Annotated in this window: 13 protein-coding genes and 2 pseudogenes; 5 read left to right on the top strand and 10 right to left on the bottom strand. The window is 46.4% G+C overall.

Annotated elements, in window-relative coordinates; translation table 11 throughout:
* Positions 1 to 111: 111 nt before the first annotated feature.
* Together B2633_RS05610 and B2633_RS05605 are read left to right on the top strand one after the other, a co-directional pair.
* On the top strand, positions 112 to 1443 hold the full coding sequence (locus B2633_RS05610) for a replication-associated recombination protein A (protein ID WP_483169680.1): 1332 nt from the start codon (positions 112 to 114) through the stop codon (positions 1441 to 1443).
* Positions 1444 to 1457: 14 nt separating this feature from the next.
* Complete coding sequence (locus B2633_RS05605; protein WP_481040773.1) at positions 1458 to 1715, top strand: hypothetical protein; 258 nt, start codon at positions 1458 to 1460, stop codon at positions 1713 to 1715.
* Between the two features lie 43 nt (positions 1716 to 1758).
* Here the strand turns inward: B2633_RS05605 and trxA are convergent, their stop codons facing one another.
* From trxA to B2633_RS05580, 5 genes are all read right to left on the bottom strand, one after another.
* On the bottom strand, positions 1759 to 2085 hold the full coding sequence (trxA, locus tag B2633_RS05600) for a thioredoxin (RefSeq protein ID WP_483169679.1): 327 nt from the start codon (positions 2083 to 2085) through the stop codon (positions 1759 to 1761).
* 19 nt (positions 2086 to 2104) lie between these two features.
* Positions 2105 to 2380 (bottom strand): metal-sensitive transcriptional regulator, encoded by a 276-nt coding sequence (locus B2633_RS05595; RefSeq protein ID WP_481040777.1) that lies wholly within the window; start codon positions 2378 to 2380, stop codon positions 2105 to 2107.
* 319 nt (positions 2381 to 2699) lie between these two features.
* Complete coding sequence (locus B2633_RS05590; protein WP_483169678.1) at positions 2700 to 3419, bottom strand: PRC-barrel domain-containing protein; 720 nt, start codon at positions 3417 to 3419, stop codon at positions 2700 to 2702.
* Positions 3420 to 3956: 537 nt separating this feature from the next.
* Positions 3957 to 4181, bottom strand: coding sequence for a hypothetical protein (locus B2633_RS05585; RefSeq protein ID WP_483169677.1), 225 nt, complete (start codon positions 4179 to 4181; stop codon positions 3957 to 3959).
* Positions 4182 to 4904: 723 nt separating this feature from the next.
* Entirely contained in the window at positions 4905 to 5756 is an 852-nt protein-coding gene (locus B2633_RS05580) for a hypothetical protein (RefSeq protein ID WP_483169676.1), read from the bottom strand.
* 703 nt (positions 5757 to 6459) lie between these two features.
* Here B2633_RS05580 and B2633_RS05575 point away from each other — a divergent pair.
* Positions 6460 to 6747 (top strand): annotated as a pseudogene (locus B2633_RS05575) (LytR/AlgR family response regulator transcription factor); the annotation flags it as partial.
* Positions 6748 to 6761: 14 nt separating this feature from the next.
* On the opposite strand, the gene B2633_RS05570 reads toward B2633_RS05575, so the two are convergent.
* Both B2633_RS05570 and B2633_RS05565 read right to left on the bottom strand, forming a co-directional pair.
* On the bottom strand, positions 6762 to 7340 hold the full coding sequence (locus tag B2633_RS05570) for a reverse transcriptase domain-containing protein (RefSeq protein WP_483169675.1): 579 nt from the start codon (positions 7338 to 7340) through the stop codon (positions 6762 to 6764).
* A gap of 780 nt (positions 7341 to 8120) precedes the next feature.
* Positions 8121 to 9302: a coenzyme F420-0:L-glutamate ligase gene (locus B2633_RS05565; protein WP_483169674.1), complete on the bottom strand. Its 1182-nt coding sequence runs from the start codon at positions 9300 to 9302 to the stop codon at positions 8121 to 8123.
* Positions 9303 to 9437: 135 nt separating this feature from the next.
* Here B2633_RS05565 and ku point away from each other — a divergent pair, with 135 nt between their 5' ends.
* Entirely contained in the window at positions 9438 to 10331 is an 894-nt protein-coding gene (gene ku, locus B2633_RS05560) for a non-homologous end joining protein Ku (RefSeq protein ID WP_483169673.1), read from the top strand.
* A 39-nt stretch (positions 10332 to 10370) separates the two neighbouring features.
* A pseudogene (locus B2633_RS05555) lies at positions 10371 to 10538 on the top strand (non-homologous end-joining DNA ligase); the annotation flags it as partial.
* 123 nt (positions 10539 to 10661) lie between these two features.
* Here B2633_RS05555 and lplA read toward each other — a convergent pair.
* The 3 genes from lplA to B2633_RS05540 are packed head-to-tail and all read right to left on the bottom strand — an operon-like array spanning position 10662 to position 13577.
* Positions 10662 to 11645: a lipoate--protein ligase gene (gene lplA, locus B2633_RS05550; protein ID WP_483169672.1), complete on the bottom strand. Its 984-nt coding sequence runs from the start codon at positions 11643 to 11645 to the stop codon at positions 10662 to 10664.
* 24 nt (positions 11646 to 11669) lie between these two features.
* On the bottom strand, positions 11670 to 13052 hold the full coding sequence (gene lpdA, locus B2633_RS05545; RefSeq protein WP_483169671.1) for a dihydrolipoyl dehydrogenase: 1383 nt from the start codon (positions 13050 to 13052) through the stop codon (positions 11670 to 11672).
* Positions 13053 to 13100: 48 nt separating this feature from the next.
* Positions 13101 to 13577, bottom strand: coding sequence for a metallophosphoesterase family protein (locus tag B2633_RS05540; protein WP_481040791.1), 477 nt, complete (start codon positions 13575 to 13577; stop codon positions 13101 to 13103).
* Positions 13578 to 13584 lie beyond the last annotated feature (7 nt).

The following is a 13584-nucleotide window of genomic DNA, read 5'->3' as shown; positions in this document are numbered from 1 at the left end:
GCAAAATACAATACCACATTATACTAGTTGATATAGATGGTCAAATTATGATTGCAGGCCGGACCATTTTGAGCCTAAGATTTATTTAGAAAACCCTAAGGAAGGAATCGTATGAATTTATTCGACATTAACTTGGAATCCCAGGGAGGCCGGCAAGGGCCATTGGCTTTTCGTATGCGGCCCCGTACTCTGGATGAGATAGTGGGTCAAGATCATCTCCTGGCTAAAGGCTCGGTGCTGCGCCGGCTCATCGAGCAGGATGCCCTGACCTCCATGATCCTTTACGGTCCGCCCGGCATCGGTAAAACCAGCCTGGCCCGGATCATCGCCGAGCATACCAAAGCCGCCTTCGTACAGCTGCAGGCCGTAGCCGCAGGGGTGACTGACATAAGAAAGATGGGCGCGGATGCGGCCGCGCGGTTAAAATACTATCAGCAGAAAACCATTCTCTTTGTAGATGAGGTGCATCGTTTTAACAAATCTCAACAGGATGTATTGCTGCCAATCGTTGAGGAAGGCACGATCATTTTAATAGGCGCCACCACCGAAAACCCCCTCTATGAGATCAACAATGCGCTTTTATCCCGGGTAAGACTCTATGTTATGAAAGGACTGGATGAAGACGCCATAAATAAGATCACCAACCGCGCTTTGTTTGATTCCGAGCGGGGTCTGGGTAAATACGGGATAAGCCTCGATGACAAGGCCAGGCGGCTTATTGTTGAGCATGCCAAAGGGGATGCCCGCACTGCCTTGAATATTCTGGAGACCCTGACCAATTCCAGTGACACCAGCCGGCCCTTGCATCTGTCTGAAGCGGATGTCGCCCTGGTGGTGGACCGGCCCCGCCTTCAATATGACAAGCGCGGCGACCTGCATTATGACAGTATCTCAGCTTTCATCAAAAGTATTCGCGGCTCTGACCCGGATGCGGCTATATTCTGGCTGGCCAGCATGCTGGAAGGCGGTGAAGACCCGGTATATATCGCCCGCCGTCTGGTAATACATGCGGCTGAGGACATCGGCCTGGCTGACCCCCATGCTTTGCCTCTGGCTCAAGCGGCGGCGGCGGCGGTTGAGTTTATCGGCATGCCTGAAGGAAGGATACCTCTGGCTGAAGCAACCTTGTATCTGGCCACCGCGCCTAAAAGCAATTCCAGCAAAGCAGCCATTGACAATGCCATAGCATCCATACGCAGAGGTCCCGCTGTCAATGTTCCTCCACATCTGGGCGATACCTCTCACTCCAAGGCGTCATCCTGTCTGGGCAAAGGCCGGGGCTACAAATACCCGCATGATTATGGAGGTTATGTGGCTCAGGACTATCTGCCGGCCGAATACCTGGGCAGCAAGTATTACCACCCCGGAGACCAGGGTTATGAGGCAGTCGTCAAAGCATTTATGCATCAGCTGGGCCAGGGCAAAGACGGTAAGAAGACTTAGAGGGAGGTTTGGATATGCTTGATTTGAGTTATTTTAATTATTGTCCCATGCAGCAGCACCCGGTTTTAGGCATGATATGCCGCGGCTGCCAGTATCTGGAGGGAACTGAAGATGACTGCCGCTGCACTTATGAAGAACAGCCTGAAACCGAGGGATATCTGATTAAAGATATCATCAGTCGTCTCTTGGACTGCCTGGAGGCGGGCCAGAAAAGCCTCAGCAAAGCGGATATACTATCCCTTTTAGAAGACCAAAATGGGTGTCAGGCCTGATTTGCTGACACCCCGAGTGAAATCTATATCTTGCCATTTTTATTTAGCCCAGGACTTCATCAACGATCTTCTGCAGTTGTGCTTTACCTTGCGCGCCCACAATCCTTTTTATCTCCTGGCCGTTCTTGAAAAACAACAGAGTGGGGATACTACGGACGTTGAAGCGGCTGGACAAAACCTGGTTCTCATCCACATTCAGTTTAGCCACCTGTATGCGGCCTTGATTATCCAGGGCCAATTCTTCGACAATAGGTCCCACCATACGGCAGGGGCCGCACCATGGCGCCCAAAAATCCACCAGAACCGGAAGCCCGGATTGAACAACTTCCTTTTCAAAATTGTTGTCATCTAAATTGATCACATTAGCCATTGCATATCCTCCTTATGCCTTATTTAATTAGTCTGCCCATCAGGGTAACTATCTCATCAATTCTTTCCTGTTGCCCTTCCTGGCCGACGGCTTTGGCAATACACTCCCGGGAGTGATGCTGAAACATAATCATCCCTACTTTGTTCAGAGCTGATCGCACTGCTGCCACCTGGTTAAGAATCTGGCCACATTCAGTCTCTTCTTCGATCATCCTCTGCAAACCTCTTACTTGTCCCTCAATCCGTCGCAGTCTCGTTAATAGATCCTGGCTGACCCTTTCTTTATCTTCAGACATTTCTATACCCCCCTTGGGTATGTTTGCTTTAAATTAGTATATGTTAAATATTGGGCCATGTCAAATGTTTTCCGGTAAAAAACACATCAAAAAAACGGGAGCATACTCTGCTATCCTCCCGTTTTCGTTATCGTATCATTTACCATACTAAATAGTATACCGCCATGGCCACCGCGGATGAAATAAATACCCATAAAAAGGTCCTCATCGTTTCCATTTTAACGATTTTGATCAATTCATCCATAACACTATCCTCCCGTCATCGGAACTGAACCTAATTATAACATATCAAAAGCTTTAAGGCTCATAACATACTGGATCAGCGGGCCCACTGGGTCAGTTCCACGAAGCGGTCGTGGCCTTCGGCCACATCCAAAACCTCTCCCGTAACCACCGTACCCTTGGGAATAATCACCTGGTTTTTATGGTCTTTAATATCCTTTTGTACTTCTTTGCCCATCAAAAATTGACGTTGTTTTTGTTTAAAAAGCACCGCTCCTTGTTTTTTATGAGATGACGAAGGGGTGGTTAAAGCGGTCACAGAGGAGCGGCCTTTGCCCTGTACCTGCTGGCGTTCTTTGATAATCAGCACATCCTGGCCCAAACTGATGATATCCTGGCTGGCGATGCTCTGTAATTGCATATTGTTGCGCAGGTTCTTATAATCCAGTTGCACAATGGCACCGCTGGGCTCGTCAATAAATATGTCCTCAATCACGCCTTCCAGGTTGCCGCTGCGGGTCAGGACCATTTTATCCATAATGTCGATACTGGCCTCCAGGCAGCTTCTGACGGCCGGAACTTCATCTATCTGATGCAGTTCCTGTTCATTTTCGGTAGTGACTGCATATTCGCCCAGCCCTACCACCTTCAGAAAATCCAGTAAACGCAGATCAATATATTTGCTTTGTCGGCCCACCAAAAAGAATTCCAGCTTGAGACTGCGCGGGTTCACCAGAAGATCCATAACCCGCCCCACTTCTTTGCCCTCTTTAATGGCAATAACCGGTAGTCCCAGCAGTGAAAAACCCTTTTTCAAATAGTATCACCTCATCTTGATCCTGCGAAGAGTACTTTTTCAAAGAATATTTGACATTGATATGCAAAATCCTGCCTATGCAGCATTGTATAGACAAATTCTGTTATTGATCTCACATGCCAGATTACCTTGGGAAATATAAATCATGAGCTGGCGGGAAGCTCAAAATGAAGGTGCGGTCTTCCTACACATCTTGTTTAATTAGTTTTGGGTGTCATATGAATCGTTTCATTATTGTTGCCCCATACCAGATTTAGAGCACAAACAGTCTTGGAATCCGGTATAAAACCACCACTTGCGATGCTCCTAACCTTTACCCATCTTTATCTGCGGATATAGTCCGAAAAGATCCCCTTCCAGTACCAGCGGGGCTTTTATATTCATACTGTATTAACTGGGGCTTTTCATTTTTGAGGCCCGCAATATCTGACTTTTAGGTTTTGTTCGGATAATTGGTCAGCGCGAATTCCACCGTCTTTATCTTCGTACCAATTCTGGTAGTATTCAACAAATGCCTGCGCCTCCCAGTTTTTGCCCTTACCATAAAGCAAAGCTTCTTTTCCGTCCATCATCTTCCATAGTCTTTGCAGGGTGAAATCCTCTTTCGCCTAGTGCTCTTTCAATTTCAACACGGGTTAATACATTCGTTAAATCAGGCTGAGCATCTGTCTTTCCGTCAGGTATTTGATTAATACAGCCTATCACAAACAACATTAATGCACATATGAATACTCCAATGATGTTTCTTTTAATTCCATTCATATGATTCTCCCACTGGCAATATAACACTTCAGGAACACACAACCTCCGAAACAGCCACGCGGACAGCATCTTCAATGAAATGCTGAAGACCTTTCCGGCAACCATAAACGAGACTGATGGAAGCCCCATGGTAAATCTTGAAATGCAAAATACTACTTATCTTCATTATCAATTTTAATTGGATTCAATATTAATAAAGCACACCCCAATAATAGTAATACTATATTGATAGTCATCAACCAGATTGACGAGCTTAGTTCCACAGAATCTGTACTAATATAAAACTGTATAAAGTCCAACAAGGAGCTAAATTGTATCGTCATTAAGACTATACCAATTAGTTTTAGGCAAAGAAGCACTATGTTTTGTATGGTATATTCGGTTGCAAATGATAAATTAGTGGTTTTAGTTCCAATAACAAAAAACCAGTTATCATTTTGAAGCAAATATAGGCCGAATACAAACATGATTATTAAATATAATGACTTTGCGGAATATAATCCGGAATAACCCAAACCACTTAATATATTCATTAGATCCATTAGAATATAAGCTATAGTAATTACGCCTATTAATTTAATTAATACATTAAAAAGAGCTTTTGGTCCCATTATCATACCAATAGCCACCCTTTCAACCTATCTTGCTGATCAGATTAGATTACTATTATAATATTTTCCAGAAAAGAAGGCTATCCCTAAATAAGATAGCCATTTTGAAATATTATTGCCAGTCAAATTCTATACCAGAATAATCTAATCCATATCCTTCCAGTCCATCACTCCAGTAATTTGAAAGAGCAGTACTAGCATAAATACTTGGCAATGGATCATCAACATGTCCTTCTGTCCAGATCATCATTTGAAATTCATAAATATGATCTTTTTTTAAGGTAACAGTACCATAATGATTAATTGTACCGGAAGGACTAGTATTTATTACCCCATCCATAATTTTTTTATTGCTGTCACTTCGATCAATAATTCTAAGTATAATCTTACTTCTTGCTAAAGCATCTGACATGTGGCTTACTTGTCCAGAATAATCTCCATAAAAAGTGACTCTGCAAGTTCTTTCAGCTTGTGTACCAAGAACTTTGAATTCATTTCCTACCCATGCGATAGCCGCACCTTCAAATTGGTCACCGCTGCCAAAAGTGGAAATCAGATAAGTTTTAGCGTCAGCCCAACCCCCGTAATTAACATTCTGGTCTGTATCCCAATTATATAAATAATCCCCATCTGATTCACTTCCGGCCCATACATCGCAATAGGCATCACCATCATTAGCTGAAAGATATGTTGTATCTAACCCCATATTTAAATTCCACGTTGATTTAATAGATTGGGATTTACCGACATCTAATCGTGCATCAATTACTTTTTCAATATAATCAGGCACCTTTTCACAATTATTAATGTCTATCTCATTATTGAGATCAAATTGATCACTATACATTTCCCGAAAAACCTTTGAATCAACATTTACAGGTCTTTCATTTAATGCAAAGCTTTGATTAGGGCAACTCATAATGAATAAAAATACAATAATCATACAAATCATTCGTTTTTTCAAAATTATCCCTCCATTTCATTATTTGTTTCAAACATTACAATAATAGTTACTTCTCATTCCCCGGATATCTGACTGAGAGTTTCCTTGGCGATACCATCCTTCATAGGCTAGTGGAATTACGGGAATTTAGTAAAGCATGTATATCACCCCCCTTTCAAAAATATTATTTAATCTATCTTCCTACTTTCCAATCCTAACACCCATTTTTATCATTTCAAGGCAAATTATATAAAAAGTCCATATGTTGCATTAATTTGCCATTTAGTTTTAACAATGTACCAGCCGCCATAAACTATAATAAAGAAAAAGTTGCGGCGCGTTATGCAAATTAAACACATAAATGGACAATTAATGCTGGATTTGGATATTTTGTCATTATTATGCAGGATTATTGCTGTTCTTAACGAAAATATTGTTAGTAACTGGCCCGTACAATTAAGCAGAAGATAATTCGGAGGGCAAAAGATGGATGCAATACCACTGTATCTTGCAGTAGGGTTTTTGTGCCTCAGACAAGCTTAATGAAGAGGTGGGATTTGGTTTATTTAATTTCAAAGTGCCTATTTCAAAATCTTCGTTGATCTCTAGTTATTGCTGGTGTCAGTTTCTTCCTAAAAATCAAGTATATCATTTACTGTAATACATGATTCATTCTTTATGAACAGAGTTGTCAAAATGCTTGAAGTAAGAGGGAAGCCAGCTTATGAGTACTGTTCTTATTTTAGAAGATGAAAGATACACTTTAGAATTCTTAGAGGCTTTCGTAGGTAATCACTTTATGGTGGATGCAGTCTTTTCAGTAAATAATTCACAGGATGCAATCAAAGCTGCAAAAAAACACATGCCGGACATTGCACTTTTGGATATTGAACTGAAACCTGAAGATAGGTTTGATGGAATCCAAACCGCAGAAATGATTTCGTCAGTGAGTCCTAATACAGTGTTTGTGTTTATAACCGGCTATAGTAAATATGCCTTGGATTCATTTATGGTCCATCCTTATGATTATTTATTAAAACCAATAAATAAAGACAAACTGGCGGAAATTATCCTTAAGGCAACGAATTTGTTCATCCATTCATGGTTGATATTGTTGAAGAATCCCTTTATATCGGCATCGACAACATAATTAATCTTGCCTTCAACAATGGTCTTGTTCAGTTCTCTAAGAGCATCATGACATCCTCTACCCGGCCTAAAACCGTAGGAAACAGGGAGAAAATCCTGCTCGTAAATCGCCGTTAATATCTTTGATAGTCCCATCTGAACGATCTTGTCCTCATGCGCAGGTATACCCAATGGACGCATTTCTTTGCCTCCAGCTTTGGGTATGTATGTCCTTTTCGCAGGCTTCGGTTTATAGCTGTGTGTCCTTAGCCTTTGAACAAGCCCTTCGATGTTGCTATCCAGATCGGCTGAGTATTCTCTCTTAGTCACTCCGTCAATTCCGGCTGACTTGTTACCCGCCAGTTGGCAGTGGCATTCTTTGAGCATCATGGGATTCATAAGGTGGTACAGTGAGGTGAACTCTTCTTTGGGCCTCTGCTTTGCTATTTCCGCTATCCTTGCTAGTTTTGTTTCCATTTATAATCTACCCCTGTGTGTAGTAAATGTTTCCCTAACAAGGTCGACTGTGTGTAGCTGCCTTCCCTCGTCCGGAATTACCCGTTTTCATCAGTACTATTCAGCTATCCGACTCCCTGCTTGCCATTTGGGTTCCTTCCTTTTTATCGGTTGTACGCCATACTTGCCTAGGCAAGGGCTAGCAGGGTCTCCCGGGTTGCCATATTGTCATTGTGTAACATGCCCGGCTCTTCGACCCCGGGGAAGTTGCGCCATGCTCGTCATTAGCGCCTGGAGCAATCCTGTCTTCCCGGTTTGTGACCCGGTCGACCTTCCCGTGTTTGTAAACTTTTCGAGGCTCAATCACTCGCCTTTAAGGGCTTCGGGCCTATTACCTGACTGTCTACGCTTAAACAGTATGATTACTCATACTGCTCCAAGACTCGCTACTGGCTCCCCGACTCAGGGTTTGCCAGGCAGGGGTTCCACCTGCTAAACAATATGCCATTTCCCGGCCGCACCACAATTTATTTTACACACTCACGAGTTACTGTTTTGCCACAAGAATCTAAAGGATTCAGTATCTATTTATATCCTGAACAATATAATTACCGGCAAGGCAAGTATCGTGTGTGCAAGACTGTTTCGACAACTAAACATAAAGATGATCCTAACTGTATACTTTATAACCTAACTGCACCGGCTGGACAGTGCGTGCTTATCTGGGCACGCGGCGCACCAAAAAAGCCGTTCCCCGCTGGAATCCGGGAAACGGCCTTATCTTATATTATGAGTGTCTTATCATTTTTGCAGAAATCCTTTGATTAGTATACAAGGCGTTCCGGCATCAGCCGATCCGCTGACCAGATCCGCCAGACTTGATAACAGATCCTCGGATTTTCTGGGAGTTGTACCCTCGGTTTCTATGCTGCTGCGGTCCAGCTGTTCATCTTTGCGAGCATGAATATGCTGGGCGATTGTCTCAATATCGTAGCCTTCATCCAGCATTTTATCCACCAGATATTTATACTTCAGCCCCTCGCGATATTTGCCGCGCAAGCCCGCGGTCATTCCGAAGGCGGGCTGAGGGTCGGCCAGTTCGTAGATCCCGGTGGAGGGATCACAGTAAGCCCCGTCCCCGTATATGATGACTTCCACATTTTTGTTCAGATCTTGCTGAACCCGCTTCTGAATCTGGTCTGCTAACCGGTCGCAGTCGCGCGGAGCCAGCTTCAGCTTGTCTCCGGAAGAGAGATTGCTCCCTAATACGCCCCATTCTGACCAGCTCTTGGGACCGCTGTTGCAGATGTCCTGCAGCGTTATGCAATTAACCCCTTTGGCATCCAGTTTGGCTCTGGTACGAAAGCGGTTATGGATATTGGCTACGACCACTCCGTCCAATTCATAACCGGCCAGATGAGCAGGGTCATTGCACAGGATCATTTGGCAGGCCGCTCCCTGTTCATTGACGATTTGCTCGTATAATGCGATGTAATCAACCTGGGTGATGGGATGCAGAAAGCGCTCCTCTCCAATATCTTCAAGAAGAATCGTATCGCCTTCGCACTTGCCCAGGGTTTCATGGAAATCAAACGGCAACAGCTGGTTGCCTACTTCGTCAGTGGGATAGGATAATTGTATCACTACTTCTCCCTGAGGAACGGCGGCGGCCAGCCCCTTTAAAACCAAGGAAAACCGGTTGCGGCTGAGTATGGGGAATAAAACCCCGATCCGCCCTTGAGGCCCGACTTGCAACTTCTTCCTGACCTCTTCGGCGATATCGTCTGTAGTTACATAGTTATTCTGTGCTCGCGCTACTACCGATTCAGTCACACACACCGTATCACCATCATCCAGAAAACCGTCCCGGGCGCATTTACTTAGGACTTCGCCTACCATCGATACCACATCGCTGCCGGGAACAATGACTCCCATTTTGAGACCAAAAGCTGATACCCCAATATAATCCGGTAATATACCCATGTGTAACATCCCTTCCCCTCTATAAAACAGCTATATCAACCCTCGACCAATATAACTTAAAATTTTCCTGATGACAATATACTGCCTACCAACTAGTTTGATTTTTGTCCGTCAAGCATAATTACCCGCCTGCTTATGAATGCTAAAGATATCAGCAAAGGATGGGTGATAGACATGAAAACTCTATGGAAAGGCGCGGTCAGTTTCGGGCTGGTCAACATCCCGGTCAACATGTATGCCGCCACCGAGCATAAAGATATCAAGTTTAAGTTTCTGCACAAGGAATGCCTGGGGCCGGTGGAATATCACAAGTACTGTCCGCGCTGCGAAAAGGAAATCAGCAGCAATGATATCGTGCGCGGCTATGAATATCACAAAGGCAGTTATGTGGTGATTGCCGATGAGGACTTGGAACGCATCCCTGCAGTCAATACCAAGACGGTGGATATCCTGGATTTTGTGGAATTGTCTGAGGTGGACCCCATTTATTACGATAAGAGTTATTATTTACAGGCCAGCCCCGGCGGCGAGAAGGCGTATGCCCTTTTGGTGAAGGCCATGAGGGAAACCGGCAGGATAGCGATAGCCAAAGTGGTAATCCGCAGCAAATCTGCCCTGGCGGTATTGCGCGTAAAAGATCAATGGCTGGTCATGGAAACCATCTTTTATCCCGACGAAATCAGAAGTGTTCAGTCCCTGTCCCCGGGAGTCAACGAAGATCTCTTGCACGAAAACGAGGTTAAGATGGCAGTGAGTCTGATAGAAAACCTTTCCTCCCATTTTGACCCAGATAAATATCAGGATGACTATCGCCAGGCTTTATGGGAGCTGATCACTGCCAAGGTAAACGATCAAGAACTGGTAACCCCGGATCGGCCGGCTCAGCCCAGCAACATTGTGGATTTGATGGAGGCCCTGCGCGAAAGCGTAAAACTCTCTCAAGAGGACCGTCACCCTGACGGTAAGGAAACGGCCTCCAAAGTGAGAAAAAAGAAACAAAAACCGGCGGCAAAGGCCAAGACTTCATGAATGCCCGGCTCGTTTCCCAACCGATGAAGCGTCCGCCCGCGTCCTCAGGCTACCGTATCCGCGCTGCTGCGCCGGGAAGAAATCCGCCAGGTCAAACCCGAAGATTTCGACATCTTAAGTATCCCTCAACGCCTCAAGCAGACAGGAGATCTTTTTGCCGGGGCCTTGAGCGCAAAGCAGTCCCTGGACAATATCCTGCAACAATGAAGGATAAACAACCTCTCCGAGTCCCGGATCTGATAAGAGCTGTATGACCATAACCGAGGCTCTGAAAATGAAAGATTCCGGTGTTGAAGGGATCACCCGGAACCAAATATAAATAAATGATAACTATTCGATCAGAAGACTCATGATCTGCTCTACACTGGCACCGGGGATGATGGCGCCGGGGTCAAGAGCCGCTAAGACCTCCCCGACAGCTTCTTCCTGCAAGGGCCTGCCCAGCAAGGCGTTTTCCAGAATGGATAGATCTGCAATGGTAAAAAAGTCCCCGAAAAATCTGCATATGGCCACTTTCCCCTGCTTGACCAACAACAGGGCCTCCATACTCCCCCAGGGGAACTGGGCTTTTCTGCGCTGGCTGAATTGCGGGGAATGGCCGTAATTCCAATCCCAGCTGGTATATTTGCTGTCCCGCAAGGCTTCTACTGCCGCTGTTTCCAAATGGTTCAGCTCTCTTTGCCGGCTAAAACTACTGTGACGGAGTATATTGTCAACCAGCATATTTTTAAATTCCTCTAACGATAAAGGCAGATCTAAATGCTCGGCTATGTTAGTCACCCGGCTGCGCACTGAGGCTATGCCCCTGGCGATGGTCTTGCTTTCATCGGCCTGCAGGGCCTGGCTCACATCCTCCAGGTTAGAATCGAATAATATAGTGCCATGGTGCATGAGGCGGTCCTTGAAGCGATACTGGGCATTGCCCGAAAACTTGCGTCCCTTGATAACGATGTCATTGCGGCCGGTATGCACAGCCGGCACCCCCAATTGATGCAACGCCTCGATAACCGGAACGGTAAAGGCGGCAAAATCCAGTTTCATTCCCGAAGCTGCAGTGATAAAGGTGAAGTTGAGATTGCCCTCATCATGATACACCGCGCCCCCGCCTGATAGGCGCCGCACCACGGCGATGCCCTTTTCACGCACATAGGGCAGGTTGATTTCCGCATGGCTGTTCTGATGCCTGCCCACCACTACTGTAGGCCGGTTCTGCCACAGTACGAAGAGGTCTTCTTTAATATCTGAATGGACCAGATAATCCTCCAGGGCCATATTGAAATAAGGGTCACGTGAGGGATTAATGATCTGCAGCATTGATAGCTCTCCTCTAAATCGCTTTTATTTCCTGGCAGGCGCCAGGTGTATGGCTTCCCCGCCGGCGTCCAGAATAGCCTCCCGCAGGGCTTCACTCAAGGTGGGGTGGGGATGGATCATATCGACGGCCTGTCCCCGGGTAGCCCCTTGCTCCATCAGAGCCAGACCCTCCATAATGAGATCGCTGGCATGGGGCCCTATAATATGAACCCCGATAATTACATCGTCTTCATCCACCAGGACTTTAACTACGCCATCGCTCTCCGCCATGGTCAGGGCTTTCCCGTTGGCAGCAAACTGGAACTTGCCGCTGCGGTACTTCATGCCCCGTTCTTTGGCCTGTTGTTCACTGAGGCCCACCGAGGCTATCTCCGGGATAGTGAATACGCATGAGGGTACCAGCGGGCTGGCAGAACGGCTTCTTATTCCGGCCATGGATTCAACCGCCGCAATCCCCTCTTCCGAGGCTACATGGGCCAGCATCTGTCCCCCGATCACATCCCCGATGGCATATACATTGTGCAGAGAAGTTTTATAGGTATGATCGACCTGAACAAAGCCCTTGGGCCCGGTTTTGATACCGGCTCGATCCAGATTAAGCCCTGCTGTGAAAGGCAGCCGCCCGGCAGCAACCAGAACCGCGTCGCTTTCCACCTGAACAGCGCCTTTTTTGCCTTCCGCCTTGACTAAGAGGCCGTCCTTCTCAAGCTCAATCTTTTGCACCCCGGTTGAGGTCATAACATGAATGCCCTGCCTTTTCAGAAAAACCCCGAGGCGTTTGCCCAATTCCTCATCCAGAGTATTGAGCAGTGCTGGAAGGTACTCGATAACCGTAACCTGACTGCCAAAGGACTGGAATATACTCGCAAACTCCAGCCCGATCACCCCGCCGCCGATAATGACCATTCTCGCCGGGAGCTCTTGGAGATCCAGGATTTCATCACTATTCATAACCCCGGGCAAGTCCATTCCCGGAACATCCAAAACCGCCGGTATTGAGCCGGTCGCCAGCAGAATAAACCTGCCGTGATGCTGGACCCCGTCCGCCAAAACCGTGTGGCCGTCCACCAGGCCGGCCTGAGCCTGCAGGACCTCAATTCCATAGGCCTGCAAAAGGCGTCGTATTCCCGCAACCAGGGTCTCGACCACCTTTTGCTTGTTTTCCCAGGCCTGAGCCAGGCTGAATTGCCAGCCGGAAAGGGTGACTCCAAACTGCGGGCTTTTGGCCAGGTCTTTGATAAAGTGCGCATCTTTATGATAGGCTTTGGTAGGTATGCAGCCCCGGTTCAAACAAGTGCCGCCCACCTGCGCCTTCTCTATCAGCAGCACCTTTAGGCCCAATTGCCGGGCCCTGATGGCAGCTACATAACCCCCCGGCCCCGCACCGATGATTATAATATCATACATCAATTCCATCCCCTAATCGTTTCGGACTGTAACCATTATTTTCTCCGTTTAAGGCTTTATCTTGCATATCTCAGGGTTGATTGCTTGCTCCTCAACATTGAGACAAATGTACCGGCCCAGTTTGGTGAGCCGGGGCCGTGAAGCGCTGCCGGGGTTAAGCAGCCACAACTCGCCGAGCTTTTCGCAAAACGGTACATGGGTGTGCCCGAATATGACTATATCGGCTTCCATCTCCTGGCCGCGATAATAAATGTTATTCAAATTCTTTTTAACCCCGTATTGATGGCCGTGCACTACATATATCCGCCTGCCGGCCAACTTCAGGAGCAGTTCGGCAGGTCCGTCTTTTTTGGCGTCACAATTACCGCTTACGGCATGGAAAGGCCGGTTTAATGTCTCAGCTATTTTGCAGGCATCAGCGTAAAAATCCCCGGTGTGGATGAGATGATCAGGCGGGTTTTTAGCCAGAGCCCTGCATATACCGGTAATACGACCGTGAGTATCACCGATTACCGCAATCCTCACTGGATGG

Origin of the sequence: Syntrophomonas sp. UBA1041 (assembly GCF_002316705.1) — a bacterium.
Taxonomy (GTDB): Bacteria; Bacillota; Syntrophomonadia; order Syntrophomonadales; family Syntrophomonadaceae; genus DTU019.
The sequence above is the reverse complement of the archived record's forward strand: the minus strand, read 5'-3'. Positions and strand labels throughout refer to the sequence as shown.

What these genes read in the sequence shown, in the direction of transcription:
- B2633_RS05610 (WP_483169680.1), top strand. Translation starts at nt 112, where the DNA reads ATGAATTTATTCGACATTAACTTGGAATCCCAGGGAGGCCGGCAAGGG.
- B2633_RS05605 (WP_481040773.1), top strand. Translation starts at nt 1,458, where the DNA reads ATGCTTGATTTGAGTTATTTTAATTATTGTCCCATGCAGCAGCACCCG.
- trxA (WP_483169679.1), bottom strand. Translation starts at nt 2,085, where the DNA reads ATGGCTAATGTGATCAATTTAGATGACAACAATTTTGAAAAGGAAGTT.
- B2633_RS05595 (WP_481040777.1), bottom strand. Translation starts at nt 2,380, where the DNA reads ATGTCTGAAGATAAAGAAAGGGTCAGCCAGGATCTATTAACGAGACTG.
- B2633_RS05585 (WP_483169677.1), bottom strand. Translation starts at nt 4,181, where the DNA reads ATGAATGGAATTAAAAGAAACATCATTGGAGTATTCATATGTGCATTA.
- B2633_RS05570 (WP_483169675.1), bottom strand. Translation starts at nt 7,340, where the DNA reads ATGGAAACAAAACTAGCAAGGATAGCGGAAATAGCAAAGCAGAGGCCC.
- B2633_RS05565 (WP_483169674.1), bottom strand. Translation starts at nt 9,302, where the DNA reads ATGGGTATATTACCGGATTATATTGGGGTATCAGCTTTTGGTCTCAAA.
- ku (WP_483169673.1), top strand. Translation starts at nt 9,438, where the DNA reads ATGAATGCTAAAGATATCAGCAAAGGATGGGTGATAGACATGAAAACT.
- lplA (WP_483169672.1), bottom strand. Translation starts at nt 11,645, where the DNA reads ATGCTGCAGATCATTAATCCCTCACGTGACCCTTATTTCAATATGGCC.
- lpdA (WP_483169671.1), bottom strand. Translation starts at nt 13,052, where the DNA reads ATGTATGATATTATAATCATCGGTGCGGGGCCGGGGGGTTATGTAGCT.